Consider the following 23,141-nt stretch of genomic DNA (forward strand, 5'->3'; position numbering starts at 1 on the left):
GTTGTTTGTCTCAATAACTGATCTGTTATCTGTGTGAAGGCTATTAATAATGACATTTAATTCATGGAGGTAAAATAATGGCGAAAGTACTCGTACTTGGCGCGTCGGGCCAAATTGGAAAACAAGCAACCGGCAAACTTCTCAAACGGGGCCATCATGTTCTCGCCCCTGTCCGAAGCCCTGACAAACTATCGGACATTGAAAATGACAACTTACAGGTGATTGAGCAAGATCTTGAAAAAGACTCTTCATCGCATTTTAAAAATGTTGATGTTGTCGTTTTCACAGCAGGTTCTGGTGGAAACACCGGTGCTGATAAAACTATTATGATTGACCTGTGGGCTGCGATAAAAGCGGTAAACTATGCCAAAGAAGCCCAAACGCCCAAGTTTGTAATGGTCAGCTCTATAGGCGCTGGCGATCCAGATTCAGTAGACGGCACAATAAAACCTTACTTGGTAGCAAAACACGTTGCTGATGACTACTTAATTAACAGTGGTATTCAACATATCATTTTACGCCCCGGTACCTTGTTAAATGAGCCAGGTACACATCTGGTGCGCACCGATATGCCCAATAACAAAAGTGATGCAGTGATCCCACGTGAAGATGTGGCAACTGCAATTGTTGAAAGTGTTGGCCGCACAAATGAAGACAACATGATCACTTATCTGTTTAAGGGTGAAGAGCCGATATCTCAAATATTTGAGTAAATACGCTATATAAAATAAAACGTATTTTCTTCAGATTAAAAATAACCCGCGTTTCGACCTCCACGTCAGCTCGTTAAGCGGCAACGTGGGTTATTTTATAATTGTATTTTCACAGTGATTTAAGGAATTAATGACTGACTGACCCAATCGCCACGTTCGTTCTTTTCATGCCATTCGCGATTTTGAGGGTTACCACGCAAATTCAGATAATCTACGGTTTCGATATTTAAGGTTAAAACACAAAAGTGCGCTGGAATAGTGTTGTAATCGCCCTCAACATGCAGCGCAGACTCGCCGTTTCTCGGCGTGCCAGGTGTTCCCCACAGAAATTGCTTTTTCCCTGCGTCTGACAGCTTATCCCATTGCGCTTCAACCAGGTCAGGAGACTCTTCCTTGGTGAATATATCCGCCAAACAATGAAAGCGATACTGCTCACGAGTTTTGGCAAAATACCAGGCAACATGGCATCGATTGTTTTGAACCAACTGTTGATACTTTTCGGTACGGGTATCAGATATCACGATTAAGCTGTTATCGTCAGTTAACCCACGATGCACAACAGTTCTACAAAACGGAATACCTTCTTGGTTTGCCGTTGCCAGCTGAAAATACCGGCTTTCAGGGACACTTCGCGTTTTATGTAAGCTTTTAACTAAATTCTGACGCCATAATGGCATAACAACTCCCTAAGCAGCCTTATCTTTCGCTAAGGCAAAAAGCGTGTAAAAGTTTTCCGTTGTAATCCGTGCGAGTTCTTTTACTGAAATACCTTTTAGCTCGGCAATAAACTCTGCTACCTCAACAACGTAACCGGGTTGGTTTTGTTTCCCTCGATGAGGAACGGGTGCCAACCAAGGAGAGTCAGTTTCAATTAGCAACCGCTCAATAGGAATAGACTTCACCACTTCTCGTAATTCATCTGCCGAATTAAACGTTACAATGCCCGAAATGGATATGTAGAAGCCCATATCTATTGCCGCCTCGGCCATCTCTAACGATTCTGTAAAGCAATGCAGCACACCAATAGTATCTGGTGCTTTATGCTCTTTTAGCAAATTAATGGTGTCTTCTCGGGCATCACGAGTGTGAATAATAAGCGGCTTTTTGGTTTCATTGGCAACCTTGATGTGGTCTACAAATGACGTTAATTGAACATCTTTACTCTCTGGGCTATAAAAATAGTCGAGCCCCGTCTCTCCAATAGCAACGACATCGCCGTGTTGTGCCTTTTCTAATAACTCATCGTAGCTACACGCCTCATCTTGATGTAAAGGGTGCACACCACAAGACACAGACACGTCATCAAATTCACTTACTGCATCACGCATGCTGTCATAGTCACTCACCGAGACACACACACATAAGAAATGCTCTACCCCTCGAGTGCGGGCAAAGTTGAGTGTTTCTTTTAATTCTTCAGGACCTTGTTTTAATCTGTCCAAATGACAGTGAGAATCTACAAACAAAATAAACCTTTAATACTGTTAATCATGATTTAGAGCCAGCATGTATTCCCTAGCTCGTGAATAAAAATAATGAATTGAAAGCGCGCCTCGCACTCTTGGCACACTTAGTTACAACATATGTCTATCGCTGAAACTGCTTAAGTAACCCAAATAATACCATGGATTTGTTCACTCCCGGATGTTGCAATGTTTTCGTTACCTCAACACATTTAACATAGCGAGTGTAATCTGAAGAGTTTTGACTATTCATATAATCTCCACGGGCTTTTTGCATACACCACTGAGCGGCTAAAACCGCGTTATCCTGCCATTTCTTTGCCAGTCTATGGGCTTGGCTGTTTGCATCCCCTGCCAACAAAGCCTGAAAGTCATCATTAAACGTTCTATAGCTAAACTCCTCTTCGCCTTTTAAAGCAGCTTCTACTCGCAGAGGAGCATGACCATAAGCGGCAAGCAGCGCCTCGCTAGCATCTTCTACGCCGTTATCTTTGAGGTAGTTCAAACTTAGTTCTACGCTAGGTAAACCTAAAGCATGTTTTTCGCAGCGGCTTAAAATAGTGGGCATTAATTTAGTCACACTATTAGTTATGAGAAGTAAGTAGGTGTTTGCAGTTGGTTCTTCAAGAGTCTTGAGCAATGCATTGGCAGCCGCTTCTGTCATGGTATCTGCATTGGGAATAAGTAACACTTTATTACCACTCATTTGAGCGGTGCCACTTAACTTTGCAATCCCTTCACGAATTTTATCAACACCTAGCTGCTTTTCGCTTTCCAATACATACAAATCTGGATGATTACCCGCAATCCGCAAATAACAGCTCTGACATTGATTACAGGCTCCTTCTAACGAGGGCGCTTTACATAGCAAGGTATTACCAAGCTCTTGGGCCAATTGATATTTTCCAATACCACTGGCACCACTAAGCAATACTGCGTGGTGAAGCTTATTCGCAAGATAACGGGAGTTAAATGAACGAAAAATGTCAGAAAACCACGGAAACATGAATTATTTACCCATAACATATTGCTTGATTAATGCAGAAACAGCACTGTGAACTTTCTCCATTGGCTGCATTGCATCTATGGTCACAATACTGTCGTCAGACTTTGCCAGCGCTAAATACTTCTCACGAGTACGCTCAAAAAAAGCCAGTCCAGATTGCTCTATTCTATCAAGCTCACCACGACCGCGAGCACGCTCTAATCCAACAGCGGGATCTACGTCTAGATATACAGTAAGGTGTGGCTTAAAGCCTTTCAGTGCGATCTCGCTCACAGATCGCATGGTCGATTCTAAAACCCCTCTTCCACCGCCCTGATAGGCTTGCGATGAAAGATCGTGTCTATCGCCTACTACCCAATACCCCTTTTTTAATGCGGGACGAATACGGTTGGTCAAAAGCTGCACTCTTGCCGCGTACATTAATAATAACTCTGTTTCTTCGGCAACCTGCTCATCCCAATCGTGTTTAACGCAATCTCGAATAGCTTCTGCCATAGGGGTACCGCCAGGCTCGCGGGTTTGCTCAACAGTTTTACCGGCACTTTTAAGTTCATCAACTATACGACTTATCACCGAGCTTTTTCCAGCGCCCTCAAGTCCTTCAACGACTATAAATTTTCCATTCATTATTTTATTACGATCTCTGTTTTGATGATTGCTTGAAGCTGCAATACGCCACGCTATGTTTCTAACGTTTTAATTGAAATTGTCGTACGGCGGCATTGTGCTCCTCGAGGGTATTTGAGAATTGATGACTTCCGTCACCTTTAGCAACGAAATATAGCGCATCGGTTGTTCTTGGTGATAGTGCAGCTTTTATTGCTGCTTTACCGGCCATCGCTATAGGCGTTGGTGGCAACCCTTTAATAACATAGGTATTGTATGGCGTTGCTGTGCGCAAATGCTTGCGGGTAATGTTCCCATCAAACGTAGGACCGATACCGTATATCACTGTAGGGTCTGTTTGCAGACGCATTTTTTTATTCAGCCTGTTTACAAATACTCCCGCAATTAAATCACGCTCTTCGGGTACGGCGGTCTCTTTTTCGATAATGCTCGCTAAAATCAATGCCTCGTAAGGTGTAGAAAGCGGCAAGTCAATATCTCGATTTTTCCATTCTATCATTAGAAATTCAAACAAGGCCTTATTAGCGCGCGTCAAAATCTCACTGGCTTTGGTTCCTTTGGTGAAAAAATAGGTGTCTGCCAGATAAAGTCCTTCCGGGTTTTTGATACTATCACAACAGCCTTCGCTATTTTCTGAACCACTCGTAGTTGTGGCAGTAACACTGGTATTGCCAGCGAGAAGCATTGAATGCGAAACGGTTTGCGCCAGCGTTCTCTCTGTCAAATCAAATTGTATTTCGCCATTACCTTTTAAGGTATCTTGCCACTGAGCAAGGGTTAGCCCTTCAACAAGACTGACGGAAAAAAGATATTCGTCGCCATTGGTAAATGTAGCAAAAGCATCCGCCAACGATTGCCCAGGTTGCAGCATATAAGTTCCAGACTTTATGTCAGTGCTTTGGGCAAAAAATCTAAGCCATACTTTGGCGATAAGCGGAGAAATAGTCGTCACTTCTTCGTTTCTCAAACGCTTGACCGTGCGATATGCATTGCCTCCCCTTTCAATGGAAAACAGCGTATTTTGCTCAATACGAAGCGGTGCTTGCACTTTATCAATCACATAAAACACGCCTGCCACGCCAGATAGGCAAAGTAGTATGACGAACGTAATAGTAAGAATTAAAAAACGTTTCACTACCTTATTTCCTTTTCTAGCGACGTTGCAAAGCCCTGCCTTGCTGACTCCACCTCACCTAAGTCATAAGATAGCTGTTGAAGGTGCGATGATAATAAGTCTGAAATGGATTGGATTTGCTCGCCCATTACGGGAAAAGACGTAGATTGGTCGTTATCGAATCTAACAGATTTTACCGGCATCACTTTCATCAGCGCATTGGTTACCACCACGCACTCGGCGCACTTAATTTCATCGGTAGTAAATTGGCCAATTTCATGGGGAATGTTATTTTTTTCAAAAGCATCAAGTAAGCATTGCCGTACGACCCCATTGACTCCACTACCGTGAAGCGATGGAGTGCACCACATATTGTTTGTAAAAAAGAATATATTTCCGGCGCTGCTTTCAATCACGTTACCTTGCGTATCGCACACTATTGCATCATCTACATTCGCAAGGCTGACTTCACGCTTTATCAGTACCTGTTCGAGACGGTTAACATGCTTAACCCCCGCGAGAATTGGTTGAATTGCCAGTGCGGTTTGTGCACAAATTAGCTTCAACCCCGTACTGTAGAGAACGTTATAATGGGAGGGATATTCATGCTTTGTAAGTCTTACTACAGGTGGGTTCTGCTCGTTACGACTGTACCCACGCCCGCCCTCACCGCCGGAGACGTGAATTTTAAGAACATATTTTTCATCCACACTGCCTGATTCAGGTGAATTATTCGCTATCTCTTTCAATATTGCGTTTTTAATGGCGCTAGTGTCGATAACAAGACCAATCGCTGTAGCATCGTGCAGCAGACGAGACAGGTGAAACGATAACAATTCGGCTCGTCCGTTACAGATACACATTGTTGTGAAGACACCGTCACCGTAATTAAACGCCCTATCACTAGCGGGTATAGGCATATTTGGAGGTATTATTTTCACTGCCTGTTAAACATCTTAAATACATTGGGGATGGGTGCAGTATACCAAGTTGCCAAAGGCAAACAAGAAAGGGTGACACATAGCATGTATCACCCTTTGTATTTTTAGCAAGTATATGGTTTTACGCGGTATTAAAGGCGCTTGAATACAAGTGAACCGTTGGTTCCACCAAAACCAAATGAATTGCACAACGCGTGGTCGGCAGTAAACATTTTCGCCTTATTGGCGACAAAATCGAGGTCGCATCCCTCACCAGGCTCGTCTAAATTAATAGTCGGTGGTGCCATCTTGTCTCGTAATGCCAATATCGTGAATATGGCTTCTACAGAGCCTGCAGCCCCAAGTAAGTGACCCGTCATAGATTTTGTTGAGCTAACTAAAAGATCGTAAGCATGCTCGTTGAATACGCGTTTTACTGCTGCAACTTCAGCGACATCACCTGCCGGTGTGGACGTACCGTGAGCGTTTATGTAGCCAATTTCGGTTGGATCAATCTTCGCATCCAACAATGCGTTTTGCATTGACGTTGCAGCACCCTCACCGTCCTCAGGTGGTGACGTCATATGATAAGCATCACCGCTCATGCCGAAGCCGACAAGTTCAGCATAAATAGTAGCACCACGTGCTTTTGCTGATTCGTACTCTTCAAGCATCACTACACCAGCGCCTTCGCCCATGACAAACCCATCGCGATCTTTGTCCCACGGGCGGCTAGCTGCTTTAGGATCGTCGTTACGAGACGACAACGCGCGAGCAGCAGCGAAACCTGCAATACCTAGCGGCGTAATAGTTGCCTCCGCCCCTCCTGCTAACATGGCGTCTGCATCGTTATAAGCAATGGTTCTTGCTGCAATACCGATATTATGAACGCCGGTTGTGCACGCGGTAACAACATTGATATTTGGCCCTTTTAATCCTTCCATAATGGAAAGGAAGCCAGAGATCATATTCGTTATGGTTGAAGGCACAAAGAAAGGAGATACTCGCTTTGGCCCGCTGTTAAGCAACTTACTATGATTTTGCTCTATTTGCTCAAGACCGCCAATACCTGAACCAATCGCGACACCTACGCGGTGAGCGTTATCATCGTTAATAGGCAATCCGGAATCGGCTAGTGCTTGTTTACCCGCTGCAACACCCAGCTGGATAAAACGGTCCATTTTCTTGGTTTCTTTTTTATCGATATAATCCAAAGGATCAAAATCGTTAATTTGACCTGCGAAACGGGTTGAATAGTTACTACAGTCGAAGTGAGTGATTTCACCTATGCCGCTCTCGCCTGCGAGCAGTTTGCGCCATGTGTCTTCACTGTTAAGACCCAAGGGTGAAAGCATCCCAATTCCGGTAACCACTACGCGACGTTTTGTCACAAAAAGTCCTCGCTTTGGAACTAAAAGTAGGAGAAACAAAAACGGCTCTAAAAAAGAGCCGTTTCGTAACTAAATTAAGACTTATGCGTCTTTATTAGCATTAATATAATCAACTGCTGATTGTACAGTAGTGATTTTTTCAGCTTCTTCGTCAGGAATTTCAGTATCGAATTCTTCTTCCAAAGCCATTACCAACTCAACAGTGTCAAGTGAATCAGCGCCTAAATCGTCAACGAATGAAGCTTCTGCTTTTACTTCTTCTTCTTTAACGCCAAGCTGTTCAATGATGATTTTCTTAACGCGTTCTTCAATGTTACTCATAATTCTAGGTTTCCCTTAAACGTCACTAGATAACAAAAGTGTCGCTAGTTTATTTTGCTAGGTCGTTCCTTGCAAGCACCAGTGTAAACTAATTTTCTGGTCAAACCAGCGACATTCGAAATTATTTAAATACTATTTTTACATCCAAGTTTGGGTAAATACCACCCTAAACTCAACAAAATTCGCAATTTTTGCGAATTTAACCCATGTACATCCCACCGTTTACATGGATGGTCTCGCCTGTAATATACGCTGCACCGTCGCTCACTAAAAAGGCAACAGTGGCGGCAATTTCATCAGGAGAGCCCAAACGGTTTGCTGGAATATCTTTAAAAATGGCTTCTTTTTGGTCATCAGACAATGACTTTGTCATATCTGTGTCGATGAAACCAGGGGCTACAACATTAACAGTGATCCCGCGAGAAGCAACTTCTCTTGCCATTGATTTCGAAAACCCAATCACCCCTGCTTTTGCAGCGGCATAATTCGCTTGCCCCGCATTTCCAGCACTACCTACCACCGAACCTACGTTTACAATTCGCCCGCATCGTTTCTTCATCATACCGCGAAGCACGGCTTTAGATAGCGTAAATATCGATGTCAGGTTGGTGTCGATAATATCTTGCCACTCATCATCTTTCATGCGCAATAAAAGATTATCGCGAGTAATGCCTGCGTTATTAATTAAAATATCAATGCCGCCCTCGGCAGCGGTGATATCTTTTAACACACTATCAACGCTGTCTTTGTCAGTAACATTTAGCGCCAGGCCTCTGCCACCAAAAGCGCCGAGGTAGGCCGATATAGCTTCAGCACCACTGTCACTTGTTGCGGTACCAATGACCGTAGCCCCCTGATTTGCAAGAGCAGTAGCAATGGCTTTCCCAATACCTCTGCTTGCACCAGTAACAAGGGCAACTTTACCGTCTAATTGACTCATCGCATTTCCTTATTGTTTTAATGCTTCCACACCCTCAGGTGTATTCACAGCAAGAGACTCAAGACTCTTGTTAATTCGTTTGTTCAAGCCGGTCAGTACTTTTCCTGGACCAACTTCGATAACACGCTCTACGTCTGCAGCAGCCAAATACTCAACGGTTCGAGTCCATTGCACAGGACAAAATAATTGGCGCACTAGCGCGTTTTTAATTGCTTCTCCTTGAGTCTCAATAGTCACATCAACATTATTAACAATATTTATAGTGGGCTCTGAGACCGAAAGAGATGCAAGAGCATCTTCAAGCTTATCAGCGGCTGGGCGCATTAATTCGCAATGCGACGGTACACTTACGGCTAGTGGCAGCGCACGTTTAGCACCCGCCTCTTTACACGCCTGAGCGGCTTGTTCTGCGGCACTTTTTTCGCCCGCTATAACAACCTGCCCTGGCGAATTAAAGTTAACCGGTGCAACAACATCTCCAGTAGCAATGGCGGTTTGCTGACATAAATTGGCAATAGAAGCATCGTCTAACCCAATAATAGCAAACATAGCGCCCGCACCTGCTGGTACGGCTTCTTGCATATATTTGCCTCGTGCTTCAACCAGCTTTACCGCATCAGCGAATTTCATTGCCCCACCACACACAAGGGCTGAATATTCACCCAAGCTATGACCTGCTAAATAATCTACATTTAAGCCTTGTTCACGAATAACGCGCCACGTTGCAACACTTGCTGTAAGCAATGCTGGCTGCGTGATGTGGGTTTCGTTTAATTGGCCATCGGCATCGTTTTGAACAAGCTTCCAGAGGTCGTAACCTAACACCTCAGACGCTTCTTTAAATGTTGCCTCTACAACGGGGTAATCAGCAGCCAATTCTTTTAGCATGCCCACGCTTTGTGAGCCTTGCCCTGGAAATACACAGGCTGTTTTTGTCATTCTGCTTCCTTATTATTTTATAAACCTCTAGAAGTAAAAATGGCGCATCTTGTGTTCTACCCTACTAATATCAAAAAGATGCCCTGTGGCACTTTTCAACAATTAGTAGCGTACTAACGCAGACGCCCAGGCAAAGCCGCCGCCAAACGCTTCCAACAACAAGTGTTGTCCACGCTGAATTCGACCATCGCGTATAGCGGTATCTAACGCGGTAGGTACTGTCGCTGCCGATGTATTGCCGTATTGTTCTAGCGTCAATACTACCTGATCTAACGACATGTTTAGCTTTTTCGCCGTCGCTTTAATAATTCTGAAATTCGCCTGGTGTGGCACTAACCAATCTAAATCGGTTTTTTGCATATCGTTAGCGGCTAGGGTTTGTTCAACAACTTGCGACAGCTTGTTAACCGCTACTTTAAACACCTCGTTGCCACGCATCACGCCCCAGTTTTCATGAACTGACTGTTCGTCACCTCGCGTAGGGTTACCTACATAAAGCAAATCACCATATGAGCCTGCAGCGTGAATATGCGTTGATAATATTCCTGGCTCTTCGCTGGCTTCAATTATGGTTGCACCTGCAGCATCACCAAATAAAATCACCATAGTTCTGTCTGCTGGGTCGATAAGACGGCTTAAACAGTCGGTACCAATCACCAAAATACGCTTGGCCATACCAGACTTAATATATTGATCGGCAACGCTAAGCGCATAGCAATAGCCAGCACATGCCGCTGCAACATCGAATGCGGGAATACCGTCTAAATCAAGCATACGCTGTATTTCACACGCGGTACTTGGAAGTGCGTAACGACCACTTGTTGTGGCACATACAATCATGTCGATGGATTTTGGGTCGATGCCAGCCATTTCTATGGCTTTCTTACTGGCCTCTGCCCCCATAGTTGCGGCAGTTTCATCCGCACCAATAATTCGACGTTCTTTAATACCCGTTCTGTCAGTGATCCACTCGTCACTGGTGTCTACCATGACTTCTAAATCGGCGTTTGTACGCACGTCACTGGGGTAATAACTGCCTGTTCCTATAAAGCGAGAATATTTGCTCAAAGCTGCTCCAACAATACCGTTTCTATCTTTGTTTTTATCTTATCCGGCAAATGCATTTCTGCTTCTTTCATTGCTTGCACAATGGCGTAGTAAAAAGCGTCTTTTTGCGCATTTCCGTGACTCTTGATAACAATGCCGCGCAATCCTATCAGACTCGCACCGTTATACTGGTCGGGGTTCACGCTATTGTAGATAGATTTCAGTAATGGAAAGGCAATTTTGGCTAGTAATCGAGTGTAGAGGTTTTTCTGCGACTGGCGTTTTACTTCATTAATCACCAGCTTGGCTAAACCTTCGCTGGACTTTAAAGCAATGTTACCAGTGAATCCATCGGTAACGACAACGTCAGCATAGTCGGTAAATATATCATCCCCCTCCACAAATCCGATGTAGTTTATCCCTGGTGCGTCTTTAAATAATTGGTCGGCAGACTTTACTTGTGCGTTACCTTTTATGTCTTCTTCGCCCACATTCAGCAAAGCAACTCTAGGCGATGCAATACCAGAAACTTCTTGTGCAAGGACAGAGCCCATCACACCGTATTGAAAAAGAATTTCGGGGGTACAGTTTACGTTCGCACCAAGATCTAGCAAAAACACCTTGTGATTGCTCGTGGTGGGTAACATGTTAATTAAAGCAGGCCTGTCGATCCCCGATAAGGTTTTAAGCAAGTAGAACGACAGGGTAAGCAAAGCGCCCGTATTTCCGGCACTAACGCATGCATTAGCATCACCGCTTTCAACGAGTTCTACAGCGCGCCGCATGGAGGAATCTTTTTTATTTCGTAAGGCTGATGTGGGTGCCTCGCCCATTTCGACAGTTTGTGAGCAGTGTACAATATCTACACGCTCTCGCTCGCTGGGTGTAAGCGAACTTATGCCGTTTTCAATTGTGGAGTCGTCGCCGCAAAGCGTGAAGCGAACATTGGGATGTAGCTGAATGGCCTTGACGGCTGCAGCAAGGATAACAGGGGGACCATGATCGCCCCCCATGATATCTAACGCGATGGTTAGCTTAGACAAAATGTAGTATCCGACTTAGGCGCCGATTACTTTCTTGCCTTTATAGTAACCGTCAGCAGTCACGTGGTGACGACGGTGCGTTTCGCCTGACGTTTGATCGACAGACAAAGTCGCGCCTGTCAATGCATCGTGTGAGCGACGCATGCCGCGCTTTGAACGCGTTTTACGATTTTGTTGTACTGCCATAACTTACTCCTGGTCTCGCTTAAGTTCTTTCAAAACCGCGAAAGGGTTTTGTCGCTCTTGTTCCGGTTCAATCTTTCCGAATGACATCTCATCACGCTTCACAGCACACTCCGACTCTGCATGAAGGGGCACTATGGGCAATGATAATAGTAATTCGTCTTCAAATATCTGAAGCAGACTAACTTCTCCGTGGTCGTCGACCTCTACCGGTTCGTAAGCCTCGGGAATGATGTCATCACTTTCTTGCTCTTCTCCCTGCACTGGAGTAAAGCAGAAATCCGCATTCACGGATAAATCGAGTTCACCATTACACCTCTGACAGATAAGTGTGACGTCAGTAGATAAATGGCCGTGAAAAACAGTAAGACCCTGCGCGTCTTTTTCGAACTGTACTTCTGCGTCCACATATTCACTGCATCGGACAACTGCCCCGCTCAATCGTTCCATGTCTTTAGCCAGAATTACGCCCCGATAATCGGAACGTTTCGTGGCACTTTTGGTCGGTTCAACCGAATGGGGTAATTTCACTTTCTGCATAGGGCGCGCATGATATAGCCTCACCCCGCCTGTGTCAAAGCAAAAATGCGATTTAACTTGGTATAAAACACTGTAAAATGGGGCTTCTGTTGCGACTTCACCGCTTAGCTTCTTTCGGCCTAGCTTTCGTCGCTAAGCTTCTTTCAATGCTCCAGAGAAAACGAGAGTCAGACTACACTGCATTTAAACTTAATGCTGCGCGGGCGAATAAATCCTCAGGGCCGATTAACCAAATATTGCTTTTTTATTGAAAAAAGGAGCCAAATTAAGTGACTACATTAATACTAGCGTCATCTTCTCAGTACAGAAAAAAGCTTTTGGCCGATATCGGTATTAAGGTAGACGCCGTCAGCCCTGATATTGATGAAACACCTATGCCAAGCGAAAGCGCACTCGAGCTAAGCAAACGCTTAGCTGAAGAAAAAGCACGCGCAGTGAGTGCTCAGCTTAACGCTAACAACTCTAATACTTTTAGTGTTGGCAAAAATCAAAGCCCTATCATTATTGGTAGTGATCAGGTTGCTTACCTCGAAACAGATGCAACGTCACTATTACTAGGAAAGCCCTTAGATGCAGATAACGCAGTAGATCAGCTTTCTCGCTGCCAAGGAAAAGTGGTGTCGTTTTTTACATCAGTATGCGTCCACCAGGCGAGCAGCAATACAACCGTTGTTGAAGTAGAAGAAACTCGCGTGTACTTTCGCCACAATCCTGTCTCTCTTCTTAAAAGCTACGTAGAAAAAGAGCGCCCCCTTGATTGTGCGGGCAGTTTTAAAAGTGAGGGAATGGGCGTACTTTTATTTGAACGAATAGAATGCAGAGATGCCAACAGCCTCATTGGGCTTCCCATCATGTTGTTAAACGACATCTTGTCTAACCACTTCAACGTCAACCTATTGGAATTAGCTACCGCTTGACGTTGAAGAGATATTCCCCGTTTGAAGCAACTCTAATCTAAACGGGCTCGTTTAGTAAAAAACGCTTAAGCTCTTCGATAGAGTGAACAATTATTTTAGGCTTTAGTGTTTCTAAATGGACTTGAGCGTGCACGCCATAAGAAACCCCCACTCTATCCATTCCTATCGCTTGCGCCATTTTCATATCGTATGTGGTATCACCAATCATTACCGCGTCGTCTATCGACATCGACAGTTCATCAACAAGTTGAAGTAGCATATCTGGCGAAGGCTTTGACTCTGCTTCATCTGCTGTGCGAGAAGCAGAGAAAAAATGACCGGTGTTAGTTTGCTTCCACGCTCTATCTAAGCCTCTTCTTGCCTTGCCCGTTGCAACAGCCAGCGTGCAACCAGAAGATTTAAGTGCTTCAAACATTTCCTGAGCCCCCTCAAAAAGAGGACAAGGAGTGGTATCTTTTGCCAAAAACGCCTCTTTATATGCCAGTACTAATTTCTCTGCCAATGCATCATCATCAATATCGAATAGTTGCTTAATGGCAGGCTTAAGGCTAATACCGATAATATGCCCAACTTCGTCGCTTGTTGGAATTGGCATACCGCATTGCTGAGCGGCAAATTGCATGCAGTTTATAATTTTGTCGGCGGAATCCATGACGGTGCCGTCCCAATCAAAAATGACAAGCTTGTAGCGCGGTTTATTTGATGTCTTTGACGTGCTCTGCATTTATATTTTTATCCGTGTGTTGATACTTTCTACTGCATTACTCTTCGGTATTGATGTAAAAATGGCGTTAAAGAGCACCTAGTGCCGCATTCAAATGGCTATCTAACGGCGCGTTAAAAGTCATTCTCTCTTCAGTGCCAGGGTGAATAAAAGCAATGCTGTATGCATGAAGAAACAAGCGATCTAATCCTTTTGACCTCATACTGGCATCGAAATCGTTGTCGCCGTACTTAGGGTCACAGGCAATAGGATGCCCTGCATGTAAGCAGTGAACGCGTATTTGATGAGTTCGCCCGGTTATCGGCGACGCCTCAACTAAGGTCGCCCCCTCAAATTGGGTTAAAATTCGATAGCGAGTTTCGGACGGTTTTCCATCTTCACTTACATTTACCATTCTCTCGCCAGATTGGAGGGTATTCTTTTTAAGTGGCGCTTTTACTTTAAATCGATTAACCGGCCACTCTCCCGCTACAAGCGCGTGATAACGCTTGTCCATTTTGCCATTGCGCAGTTGCTCGTGCATATGGCGCAGTGCCGAGCGTTTTTTTGCAATCAGCATACAGCCAGATGTATCTCTGTCTAAACGATGCACTAACTCCATAAACTTTGCATCGGGGCGCAAAGCTCGAAGCCCTTCAATGAGACCAAAGCTTAATCCACTTCCACCGTGAACTGCCATTCCTGATGGCTTATTCATAACGATAAGGCGATCGTCTTCAAACAAAATATGTGATTCAAGAGCGGCAATTTTATCTAACTTGGGCGACGGTGCCGGTGCACCCTCAGACACACGTACAGGAGGTACGCGAACTATGTCGTCTGTTTGCAACTTATACTCAGGCTTTACCCTGCCTTTGTTTACACGCACTTCGCCTTTGCGCAAAATGCGATAAATCATACTTTTCGGTACACCTTTTAACTGGGTACGCAAAAAATTATCAATACGTTGACCGGCTAGATCGGCATCGACCGTTAAAAAACGGACTTTTTGGGGGGCTTGTTCTTTCATTCAGGTATTATAACGCAATGTTTTGCCATCAACATTATGAAACTTTCTATTTGCTCTAATTTATTGCATTTGTGTCTTTTTTATTCTGAGTGGCCTGTTTTTTTAAGGTATCTATTTAATAGTTACATTTATTCACCGACTTACCTTGCTTAATTTCAGTTTTTGGTGCGATAATTCACTATGCTTTTTAGGCATTAAAATCGCGAATCTTAATCGTACGCCAATCCGTACTCTTCGCGTAACAACCTGCCTAAAATTCATAAAGACGATATTGAATTAAAAACGACGATGTATTCGGTCGTAGGTTCAAGTCGCAAACGAAAAAGCATAGGTTAGGTTTCGGTAATGTTATTAACATAACAAGACATTTCATACCGAACTCGCTAAGAGGCAACGACAACACTGCCGTACATAAGCGAAACCATGCTTGCGAACATAAAATAAGTTTGCCGTTTTGCTAACAGAATTAAATGACAAACGAGCGATGCACATGATATCGCTTGTTAAAATGAAGAAAGAAATAAGGGTGAGTCGCTCCCGACATCTCAAAAGCAGTGTAGCCTCTGAAGGTTAATCAGTGCGGTAATATAGGCAAACAACAAAAACGTTTGCAGCCGAAATTCTGACAGAAACCGCGTATGACACGTATTTTACGCAAAAGCTACCCACTAGAGATAATGCGATGCAACAACAAAGTCCCCGTCCAGCCGAGAGGTTGCGCGGTGAGGGTTTGCACATGTCACTTTAATTTTGTGTCTTAACGGCTGTACAAAAACAGAGTTAGATACAATGAAAAGAATGTTAATAAATGCAACTCAACAAGAAGAGTTGCGTGTTGCACTGGTAGATGGGCAACGCTTGTACGACCTAGACATCGAAAGTCCAGGGCATGAACAAAAAAAGGCAAATATATATAAGGGTAAGATAACCCGCGTAGAACCTAGCCTAGAAGCCGCATTTGTCGATTATGGTGCCGACCGCCACGGATTCCTTCCTCTAAAAGAAATTGCCCGCACGTACTTTCCTAAAGGCTATAAATTTGAAGGTCGCCCTAACATCAAAGATGTTATCAAGGAAGGCCAAGAAGTTATCATCCAAATTGACAAAGAAGAACGCGGCCAAAAAGGTGCTGCGCTTACTACGTTTTTGTCTTTGGCAGGAAGCTATTTAGTATTGATGCCCAACAACCCTCGTGCAGGTGGTATTTCTCGTCGTATAGAAGGCGATGAACGCACAGAGTTAAAAGCGTCGTTAAGCAAATTAGAACTTCCTGACGGTATGGGCTTAATTGTTCGTACTGCGGGCGTTGGTAAGTCTTACGAAGAATTAGAGTGGGATTTGAAAGTTCTGCTTAAGCACTGGGAAGCTATTTCCGAAGTTGCAGAAGAGAGGGAAGCACCTTTCCTAATTCACCAAGAAAGCAACGTAATTGTGCGTGCTATACGCGATTACTTACGCCGCGACATTGGCGAAATTCTGATCGATAAAACGAGTATTTATGAGCAGGCTTTGCAGCATATTGAGCTTGTTCGCCCAGACTTTGCAAGCCGCGTAAAACTATATCGTGGTGAAGTGCCTTTATTCAGCCATTATCAAATTGAGAGCCAGATCGAATCTGCTTTTCAACGAGAAGTTCGTCTGCCTTCAGGTGGCTCGATTGTCATCGACCCTACTGAAGCGTTAACGTCAATTGATATTAACTCTGCGCGAGCAACAAAAGGCGGAGACATTGAAGAAACTGCGCTTAACACCAATCTTGAAGCCGCAGATGAAATTGCCCGTCAATTGCGTTTACGCGACCTAGGTGGCTTGGTAGTTATCGACTTTATCGACATGACGCCGGTTAGACATCAACGCGAAGTCGAAAACCGCATGAAAGACGCGGTTAGAAGTGATCGCGCACGCGTTCAGCTTGGACGCATTTCTCGTTTTGGCTTATTAGAAATGTCTCGTCAGCGCTTACGTCCTTCTCTAGGCGAATCTGCACACCATGTTTGCCCGCGCTGCTCAGGCCACGGCACCATTCGTGGAACAGAATCGCTTGCGCTGTCTATCCTTCGCATACTTGAAGAAGAGAGCATAAAGGAAAATACAGGGCAAATAGAGGCACAGCTTCCTGTTTCTGTAGCCACTTATCTATTGAATGAGAAACGAAAATCTATCCAGCTACTTGAGAAGCGTCATGGTGTTGATTTGTTACTTATTCCAAATGCAAACCTTGAGACTCCTCATTATCAGGTAGAGCGCCGTCGTCCAGATGATGCGCTGCAAGATGCAAGCTACGAAGTAGAGTTAATGCCAGCAGTGGAAACTGAAAAAGTATCTACTACAACAGCACCTGTAAAACGAGAAGAGCCCGCGCTTAAAGGGCTTGTTGCGCCAACTACGGCAGCACCTGTGTCTCAGCCAAAGCCGCAGACACAAGCAAAACCAGCGCAATCTAGCGATGTTCCTTCTTTATTTGCTCGCATAGGTAAGTGGATTAACGACATGTTCGGTTCTGATGATAAGTCAGACTCATCGTCGAAAGACACGCAAAAACAAGAAGAGAAAACGTCGTCTAATTACAAAGGTAAAAACCCGCGTAATAATCGCAATAGTGATGACCGCCGTCGTAAACCTCGTAAAAATACGCGCCGTAATGGCCCTGCGGGGGCAAAAGATGGTGAGCAAGATCAGCAGCGCACTCCTCGTTCAGAGCAGGACGATAAACGCAACAATAACAAAGGCCGCAAACCGCGCAGAGCGCAGCAGCCTCGCGACGAGCAGCAAAAGCCAAAGCACGACACGCCTAAACAAGATAAGTCTGTTAAAGACAATGTTGAACAGCAGGATAATCAAGTTGAGAAGAAACGCGAAGTTGCCGAGCGCAGAAAACGTCGTGATAAGCGTCGCAGTGTTCGAGTGAACAAAGGTGATTCAGTAAACACTAACGCACAGAGCGCACCAAACGCGGAAAGCAATCCAGCTGCCCCGAAAAAGCCAGAGAGCGCTCAGAATCAAGTAGAAAGACAAGTAGAGAGACAACAAGCAGATAGCCAAGCTGATAAGCAACCTGAAGAGCAAGTAGTAACTTCTGCTCCCGTAACAGAAGATGCGGCAGGAAAGCCCTTAGAGAAGCATCACGCTAAAGAAAAAACAGTGATCGGTTCGCCATCAGAAACGTCTGAGTCTACTGAAGAAACTCAAGAAGCAGCGGTAATTTCAGAATCAACAAATGACGAAAATGGCCAGAAGCGTGAAAGCCGAGGACGCTCACGTCGTTCTCCGCGTCATGTTCGTGCTGCCGGTCAACGTCGTAAGAAAGAAGCCCAGCAAAATGATGAAGGAAACAATGCTGTCGATAAAGAGAGTCAAAATAATGCTTCACAAGTAAGCGTTGATGAAACTCAAGCCAAACAGCCAGGTAACTTATCACCAGACGTTGAAGCTAATACCGACGCTAAAGTCGACAGCGCCACAAGCGCGGAAACTGCAGCAAAGGTAGAAAGCGCAGAAGCTCAATCAGAGGCGGCACCTTCGCCAGCTCCTGTAAAAACACAAGAGACCGAAGCCCCTGCTCAGCAAGCTGAAGAGGCTGTTGAAAAGGTAGCCGATGAGACTTCTGAAAAAGTAGCAGAAGCAAGTCCATCACAAGATGAGTTACAGTTTGAAGAAGCACAACCTGAAGACGAAGTTAAGCAAAACACTTCTTCAAAAGCTGCTGAAGCACCTCAGTCAGCTGCAGTTGAGCCTAAGCAAGTTGAGATTAACTTAGAAGAAGATACTCATACTGATAAGCACTCAGAAGAGGCGACTGCTGAAGCGGTGCCATCTTCAGAGACGCCTGCAGATGATTCTAAAGAGCCAACTGCAACTCCTTCTAACGAGGCTGCTACGGAAGCGCGTAACATAGATGCTGATATAGACGCTGATATAAACGCTAAGGAAGATAAAAAGGTAGAGGATAAACCAGCAGCTGAGAAAGCGTCGGCGGTAGTATCACCTCTAGGCGCAAGCGGATTAGGTAAGCGCAGAGCGTCTCATCCAATGACGTCGCCTGACTCTGTTGACGATGCGTTTGTCGATGTTGAGTTAGTCTCAAAATCTGATGATGCGCGGCCTTCTTTGGCAGTTTGTGGCAAAACTGCGCTGGTATCGCAAGCATCAGCACGAGCTTCTGCTCCTGCAACCTTGCCTGAGAGTGTAGATTAATGAGTTAATCCACTCTTATCCTACTGGCTCTTCCTGTCTTATTAAGGAATGAGCACAGTAGCAGCCGTATAAAAGCCGTTTCATTATGAAGCGGCTTTTTTATGTTAAGTGGACGCTACTTGTATTAATTGCATGGCATTTTATACCATTAGTCCGTATAGATAATTACCTACTAGAAAGTATTCAAACATTGACCATTGGTAACAACAATGACGGCAGATACAAACATTGATAGCGCAATAGATCCCCAATTTTTATCATGGGTAGAGCAAGTCTGCTCGGCCTCGATAAGCCGCGCATCTCTTATTCAAACACTGTGGAGTGGCTACGGCGCTTGTTTCCGCGCTATTCTAGAGCAGCACGATGCCAATACAACCGAAGGCCCGCTACCTGTTGTGGTAAAGTGCGCTTCGCCTACTGACGTTGCTCAACATCCGAGGGGGTGGAGTTCAGTAACGGGCCACCAAAGAAAGCTTAAGTCATTTGCTATTGAAAATAACTTTTACAATCACATTCAACCATTCACGAATGAGTTTTGCAAAACGCCTCGGGGGATCGCTGTTGAAACCAAGGAAGACAAAACACTGTTAGTTATGGAAGACCTTGGAGCAGCGGGCTATTCTGAAACTACACTTTCTCTTAGTGTTACTCAAGCTCAGGTTGTACTGCATTGGCTGGCGGAATTTCATGCCGCATTTATAGATACGAAACCATCTTTAAACCTTAAAAAGCCTAACGGCGAAAACGTTGAAGTTTGGCAAGAAGGCACCTACTGGCATCTGAACACCCGACGTGATGAATACAATGCCATGCCCTCTTCAGAGTTGAAAACGCGAGCGCAAGAGATAAGCACCCTACTCGCCAACTCAAAATACCAAACCCTGCTTCACGGTGACGCAAAAGTGGCGAATTTTTGTTTTACACCGCACTATATGCAGTGTGCTGCAGTAGATTTCCAATATGTGGGCTTTGGCGCCGGGGTTAAAGATGTTGCCTATTTTTTGGGAAGTGCTTTGAGCGACAACGATCAACGTCTGTTCCGCGACCGTTGCTTAAATGTTTACTTTACCGCGCTTGAACGTGCCTTAGAGCGCCAATGTGCGAACTCTAAAACAAGCATCACAGAACAAGACATTCCGTTCATTGTGAGCGAGTGGAGAAGCCTTTACTCTCTCGCCTGCGCCGATTTCCATCGTTTTCTAGCGGGGTGGAGCCCAAGCCATAAAAAGATTAATATCGAACTTCAGTATCAAACGTCATTAGCGCTGAACAGACTAGGCTAGTATTCCCACACGTCCCCTCATATAAATGGTTATTAGCCGTTGCCCGAGTTGATGAAATAGCATTTTTATCCATATTCGATTTGCTTTTTATAAGTTACTTTGCGATGTATTGAGTTTAGTGACCGAATATCAATTACCTAACGTATAAGATTTCGTGGTTACGAGTTCAAATATAATTGCGATGATAGTTATTGGCATCGTTGACCTGCACCACTGATGCCGAATCATTAATGACGAAGTTGACGACAAACTTAAATATATAAACGCGATTTCAAATTATTATGTATAAACGCAAACTCTATCTATTTGGCCTTCTCTCTACCTTTATTCTTATTATCGCGTTAGCAAGTGCGGCTGTTACGGCTCACCTTACCCGTGCAAACTTAGAGCAAAGCCAACTAGCTCAATCTCTTCTGTCTGAGCATCAAGAGCTTTCGAGCACTTCCTATCGATTGTTTAAACAACTCACTGACGAACTCATTTTTGGCAAGGGCGCTAATCAGGCGAATGTCAGAAACAAACAAGAAAAAATTGATCAATCTATTACGCGAATTAAGAAGTTCGAACTAGCCCAGCGAGAGGCATTAGGACTTGATGCTACTCAAGGCAGCGTTGAAGATACTGACGAACTTGAGGCGTTGATTGCCTATATTGTTTCAGAGTTTCGCGACATCGCCCAGTTAAACGACAGCACGCCTTTACATGAACAAGAGCGATTACACACCCTTCTTGAAAGCACCATTGATAATCAGTTTAGAGAAGCTATAAACGCAGCAGTAGTGCGTCAAGGCAAAGTCGTATCTAGAATAAATGCAAGTATAGACACGCTGAACACCAGTATTGTTTGGTTTACCATTATTTTAGGCGCTATTACCTGTCCTTTTATTTTATTAGGCTGCTACTGGCTGTTTAATGCTTTGTATCACCCATTAACCGTTATTCGCACAGGCACCGATGCTATTGCATCTGGCAACTATCATTATCGCCTACCTGAAACACTGGATGATGAGTTTACTGACTTGGTTAAAGCGTTGAACTCAATGATTGCAAGACTCGCTGAGCACGAAGACAAAGCATCAGCCTACCGCAAGCAGCTAGAATATGATGTTGAGACCCGCACTCGCGCCCTGCAAGAAGTGAATAATAAACTCACTCAGTTAGACGCCAAGCGTCGGCAGTTTATGGCTGATGTGAGCCACGAATTGCGCACGCCTCTCACTATTATTCGGGGTGAGGCCCAAGTAACACTACGTCAAAAATCTGCGACAAATGAGATATACCAAGAAACGCTTCATACAATCTTACAGCAGTCTGTGAAGTTAAGTAAACTAGTGGACGACCTTTTGCTTTTGGCTAGAGCAGAAATGCATGAGTTCACCTTAGATGTTGCAGAATATTCACTGAAGTCTTTGCTTAACGAACAGATAGCATTATGGCAAAAAATTGTGAAACCACGTGTAATTTCGTTGAAGTGGAACATTGATAGCGTGGACAAAAATCAAACCGTAATTATCGATAAAGACAGAATTATTCAGGCGCTTACTATACTTATCGAGAACGCCAGTAAGTATTCAACTGAATATGCCCCTATTACTCTCGCCGTAGATGAAAACGACCATTGGGTAAACATTCATGTTATCGATATTAGTGAGGGAATTTCCTCATCGGATTTAGAGCACATTTTTGAGCGCTTTGTGCGTTTAAAAAGAAAAGGCGATGGCATGGGTTTAGGGCTATCTATTGCGAAGGCAATTGCCGAGGCTCACGGCGGAAAGCTGGTGGCTACATCAACACTGGGCAAAGGCTCAACATTTACTCTATCGATTAAAAAAGCAAACAACAATAAGCCGCTCGCAACTTTTGAAGAAACAACTTTCAGCGAAGTTCCAAATAATGAGAGACAGCCATAATGAAAATTTTAGTTGCAGATGATGAAGCGCCACTTCTACGATTTCTATCTCGCGGATTGAGCGCTGAGGGTTACCATTGTGTTGAAGAAAGCACGCTTCATAATTTGATCACTCGTATTAAGCAAGAGTCTCCCGCTATAGCCGTACTCGACAGAATGTTTGGGGATGAGGACAGTGTGGAACTGCTTCCAACCATAAAATCAATGCCAAATGCACCCATGGTTCTGCTTTTAACAGCCGTTGACGATGTGAAGGAAAGAGTGAATGGTTTAACGCTGGGTGCTGATGACTATTTGTGTAAGCCCTTCGACTTTGACGAGTTATTGGCACGTATCACAGCACTTAAACGCAGAGCTGGCACAACGGCTGTGAACGACAGTTTTACAGTAGGCCCTTTGCAAATTGATAAAGACTCTCGAATTGTCACTCTCTGCGGCGAAGAGCTCTCACTTACAAAGCTAGAGTATGACACCTTATTCTATTTTGCAGAAAATGCAGGCAAGGTGCTGTCTAGAGAACGAATACTCAGTCGAGTTTGGAGAAGTCATAGCGACCCTTTGACCAACGTTGTCGATGTATACATCAGTCGCTTGCGACAAAAGCTCAGTGTGAACAGCTCAATTTCGATAGAAACTTTACGGGGAAATGGTTACCGGCTAACGGTAAAATTAACTCCGTAAAAGAAAAAAAAGCCCAACGAAGGGACGCGTTGGGCATAATTGTAACGATTATTACTGTATCGTTTAACACGGGCTATCTATGGCACACACATCAAATCCTCAACCCAGATGCACCGCGAACGTTCCTGCCACTTTCTCAGCAGCAGGGCAACAGTATTTGCTACCCTTTATATGGTA

General features: G+C 44.4%; 22 protein-coding genes. 6 read left to right on the forward strand and 16 right to left on the reverse strand.

Going from position 1 to position 23,141, the window contains the following annotated elements; all coding sequences use genetic code 11:
* Window positions 1-77: 77 nt before the first annotated feature.
* Window positions 78-713: an SDR family oxidoreductase gene (locus tag BM528_RS05960; RefSeq protein WP_071979097.1), complete on the forward strand. Its 636-nt coding sequence runs from the start codon at window positions 78-80 to the stop codon at window positions 711-713.
* Window positions 714-832: 119 nt separating this feature from the next.
* On the opposite strand, the gene BM528_RS05965 is transcribed toward BM528_RS05960, so the two are convergent.
* The 14 genes from BM528_RS05965 to yceD form a co-directional block, all read right to left on the reverse strand.
* Window positions 833-1,390, reverse strand: coding sequence for a pyridoxamine 5'-phosphate oxidase family protein (locus BM528_RS05965; protein ID WP_071979098.1), 558 nt, complete (start codon window positions 1,388-1,390; stop codon window positions 833-835).
* Between the two features lie 9 nt (window positions 1,391-1,399).
* The gene (locus tag BM528_RS05970) at window positions 1,400-2,179 is read right to left on the reverse strand and encodes a TatD family hydrolase (protein ID WP_071979099.1); all 780 of its coding nucleotides are present in this window, start codon (window positions 2,177-2,179) and stop codon (window positions 1,400-1,402) included.
* Window positions 2,180-2,300: 121 nt separating this feature from the next.
* Complete coding sequence (locus BM528_RS05975; protein ID WP_071979100.1) at window positions 2,301-3,182, reverse strand: DNA polymerase III subunit delta'; 882 nt, start codon at window positions 3,180-3,182, stop codon at window positions 2,301-2,303.
* Window positions 3,183-3,185: 3 nt separating this feature from the next.
* On the reverse strand, window positions 3,186-3,809 hold the full coding sequence (tmk, locus tag BM528_RS05980) for a dTMP kinase (RefSeq protein ID WP_071979101.1): 624 nt from the start codon (window positions 3,807-3,809) through the stop codon (window positions 3,186-3,188).
* A gap of 61 nt (window positions 3,810-3,870) precedes the next feature.
* Window positions 3,871-4,944, reverse strand: a complete 1,074-nt coding sequence (gene mltG / locus BM528_RS05985) for an endolytic transglycosylase MltG (RefSeq protein ID WP_071979102.1) — start codon at window positions 4,942-4,944, stop codon at window positions 3,871-3,873.
* Window positions 4,944-5,864 carry an aminodeoxychorismate lyase gene (gene pabC, locus BM528_RS05990; RefSeq protein WP_083595221.1) on the reverse strand — a complete coding sequence of 307 codons (921 nt, stop codon included), beginning with the start codon at window positions 5,862-5,864 and terminating at the stop codon, window positions 4,944-4,946. The genes mltG and pabC overlap by 1 nt, the downstream gene beginning before the upstream one ends.
* A gap of 131 nt (window positions 5,865-5,995) precedes the next feature.
* Window positions 5,996-7,234 carry a beta-ketoacyl-ACP synthase II gene (gene fabF, locus BM528_RS05995; RefSeq protein ID WP_071979104.1) on the reverse strand — a complete coding sequence of 413 codons (1,239 nt, stop codon included), beginning with the start codon at window positions 7,232-7,234 and terminating at the stop codon, window positions 5,996-5,998.
* 81 nt (window positions 7,235-7,315) lie between these two features.
* Complete coding sequence (gene acpP, locus BM528_RS06000) at window positions 7,316-7,555, reverse strand: acyl carrier protein (RefSeq protein ID WP_032095800.1); 240 nt, start codon at window positions 7,553-7,555, stop codon at window positions 7,316-7,318.
* 199 nt (window positions 7,556-7,754) lie between these two features.
* Entirely contained in the window at window positions 7,755-8,495 is a 741-nt protein-coding gene (fabG, locus tag BM528_RS06005; protein WP_071979105.1) for a 3-oxoacyl-ACP reductase FabG, read from the reverse strand.
* A 9-nt stretch (window positions 8,496-8,504) separates the two neighbouring features.
* The gene (gene fabD / locus BM528_RS06010) at window positions 8,505-9,434 is read right to left on the reverse strand and encodes an ACP S-malonyltransferase (RefSeq protein WP_071979106.1); all 930 of its coding nucleotides are present in this window, start codon (window positions 9,432-9,434) and stop codon (window positions 8,505-8,507) included.
* A 102-nt stretch (window positions 9,435-9,536) separates the two neighbouring features.
* Window positions 9,537-10,502 (reverse strand): beta-ketoacyl-ACP synthase III, encoded by a 966-nt coding sequence (locus BM528_RS06015; RefSeq protein WP_071979107.1) that lies wholly within the window; start codon window positions 10,500-10,502, stop codon window positions 9,537-9,539.
* Window positions 10,499-11,524, reverse strand: a complete 1,026-nt coding sequence (gene plsX, locus BM528_RS06020) for a phosphate acyltransferase PlsX (RefSeq protein ID WP_071979108.1) — start codon at window positions 11,522-11,524, stop codon at window positions 10,499-10,501. The genes BM528_RS06015 and plsX overlap by 4 nt, the downstream gene beginning before the upstream one ends.
* 15 nt (window positions 11,525-11,539) lie before the next feature.
* Complete coding sequence (gene rpmF, locus BM528_RS06025) at window positions 11,540-11,710, reverse strand: 50S ribosomal protein L32 (RefSeq protein ID WP_071979109.1); 171 nt, start codon at window positions 11,708-11,710, stop codon at window positions 11,540-11,542.
* Window positions 11,711-11,713: 3 nt separating this feature from the next.
* Window positions 11,714-12,247, reverse strand: a complete 534-nt coding sequence (gene yceD / locus BM528_RS06030) for a 23S rRNA accumulation protein YceD (RefSeq protein ID WP_071979110.1) — start codon at window positions 12,245-12,247, stop codon at window positions 11,714-11,716.
* A 269-nt stretch (window positions 12,248-12,516) separates the two neighbouring features.
* Between yceD and BM528_RS06035 the strand changes: the two genes are divergently transcribed.
* Window positions 12,517-13,164: a Maf family protein gene (locus BM528_RS06035; RefSeq protein ID WP_071979111.1), complete on the forward strand. Its 648-nt coding sequence runs from the start codon at window positions 12,517-12,519 to the stop codon at window positions 13,162-13,164.
* Between the two features lie 37 nt (window positions 13,165-13,201).
* Here the strand turns inward: BM528_RS06035 and BM528_RS06040 are convergent, their stop codons facing one another.
* Together BM528_RS06040 and rluC are read right to left on the reverse strand one after the other, a co-directional pair.
* The gene (locus tag BM528_RS06040) at window positions 13,202-13,888 is read right to left on the reverse strand and encodes an HAD family hydrolase (protein WP_071979112.1); all 687 of its coding nucleotides are present in this window, start codon (window positions 13,886-13,888) and stop codon (window positions 13,202-13,204) included.
* Window positions 13,889-13,955: 67 nt separating this feature from the next.
* Window positions 13,956-14,897, reverse strand: coding sequence for a 23S rRNA pseudouridine(955/2504/2580) synthase RluC (rluC, locus tag BM528_RS06045; RefSeq protein WP_071979113.1), 942 nt, complete (start codon window positions 14,895-14,897; stop codon window positions 13,956-13,958).
* A 789-nt stretch (window positions 14,898-15,686) separates the two neighbouring features.
* Here rluC and rne point away from each other — a divergent pair.
* The 4 genes from rne to BM528_RS06065 all read left to right on the forward strand — a co-directional run bounded on the left by rne (window position 15,687) and on the right by BM528_RS06065 (window position 22,964).
* Complete coding sequence (gene rne / locus BM528_RS06050; RefSeq protein ID WP_198033597.1) at window positions 15,687-19,091, forward strand: ribonuclease E; 3,405 nt, start codon at window positions 15,687-15,689, stop codon at window positions 19,089-19,091.
* Window positions 19,092-19,300: 209 nt separating this feature from the next.
* The gene (locus BM528_RS06055) at window positions 19,301-20,374 is read left to right on the forward strand and encodes a phosphotransferase (RefSeq protein WP_071979114.1); all 1,074 of its coding nucleotides are present in this window, start codon (window positions 19,301-19,303) and stop codon (window positions 20,372-20,374) included.
* Between the two features lie 281 nt (window positions 20,375-20,655).
* The gene (locus BM528_RS06060; RefSeq protein ID WP_083595222.1) at window positions 20,656-22,284 is read left to right on the forward strand and encodes a sensor histidine kinase; all 1,629 of its coding nucleotides are present in this window, start codon (window positions 20,656-20,658) and stop codon (window positions 22,282-22,284) included.
* The gene (locus BM528_RS06065; protein ID WP_071979115.1) at window positions 22,284-22,964 is read left to right on the forward strand and encodes a response regulator transcription factor; all 681 of its coding nucleotides are present in this window, start codon (window positions 22,284-22,286) and stop codon (window positions 22,962-22,964) included. The genes BM528_RS06060 and BM528_RS06065 overlap by 1 nt, the downstream gene beginning before the upstream one ends.
* Window positions 22,965-23,141: the final 177 nt, after the last annotated feature.

This window comes from Alteromonas sp. RW2A1, from assembly GCF_001886475.1.
Lineage (GTDB): Bacteria > Pseudomonadota > Gammaproteobacteria > Enterobacterales > Alteromonadaceae > Alteromonas > Alteromonas hispanica.

Bases quoted from the DNA above. Each gene is read 5' to 3' on its own strand.
- BM528_RS05965 (WP_071979098.1), bottom strand. From the start codon at position 1,390: ATGCCATTATGGCGTCAGAATTTAGTTAAAAGCTTACATAAAACGCGA.
- BM528_RS06060 (WP_083595222.1), top strand. From the start codon at position 20,656: ATGTATAAACGCAAACTCTATCTATTTGGCCTTCTCTCTACCTTTATT.
- acpP (WP_032095800.1), bottom strand. From the start codon at position 7,555: ATGAGTAACATTGAAGAACGCGTTAAGAAAATCATCATTGAACAGCTT.
- yceD (WP_071979110.1), bottom strand. From the start codon at position 12,247: ATGCAGAAAGTGAAATTACCCCATTCGGTTGAACCGACCAAAAGTGCC.
- fabD (WP_071979106.1), bottom strand. From the start codon at position 9,434: ATGACAAAAACAGCCTGTGTATTTCCAGGGCAAGGCTCACAAAGCGTG.
- fabG (WP_071979105.1), bottom strand. From the start codon at position 8,495: ATGAGTCAATTAGACGGTAAAGTTGCCCTTGTTACTGGTGCAAGCAGA.
- BM528_RS05975 (WP_071979100.1), bottom strand. From the start codon at position 3,182: ATGTTTCCGTGGTTTTCTGACATTTTTCGTTCATTTAACTCCCGTTAT.
- tmk (WP_071979101.1), bottom strand. From the start codon at position 3,809: ATGAATGGAAAATTTATAGTCGTTGAAGGACTTGAGGGCGCTGGAAAA.
- rpmF (WP_071979109.1), bottom strand. From the start codon at position 11,710: ATGGCAGTACAACAAAATCGTAAAACGCGTTCAAAGCGCGGCATGCGT.
- BM528_RS06040 (WP_071979112.1), bottom strand. From the start codon at position 13,888: ATGCAGAGCACGTCAAAGACATCAAATAAACCGCGCTACAAGCTTGTC.
- BM528_RS05960 (WP_071979097.1), top strand. From the start codon at position 78: ATGGCGAAAGTACTCGTACTTGGCGCGTCGGGCCAAATTGGAAAACAA.
- BM528_RS06055 (WP_071979114.1), top strand. From the start codon at position 19,301: ATGACGGCAGATACAAACATTGATAGCGCAATAGATCCCCAATTTTTA.
- rne (WP_198033597.1), top strand. From the start codon at position 15,687: ATGAAAAGAATGTTAATAAATGCAACTCAACAAGAAGAGTTGCGTGTT.
- BM528_RS06065 (WP_071979115.1), top strand. From the start codon at position 22,284: ATGAAAATTTTAGTTGCAGATGATGAAGCGCCACTTCTACGATTTCTA.
- rluC (WP_071979113.1), bottom strand. From the start codon at position 14,897: ATGAAAGAACAAGCCCCCCAAAAAGTCCGTTTTTTAACGGTCGATGCC.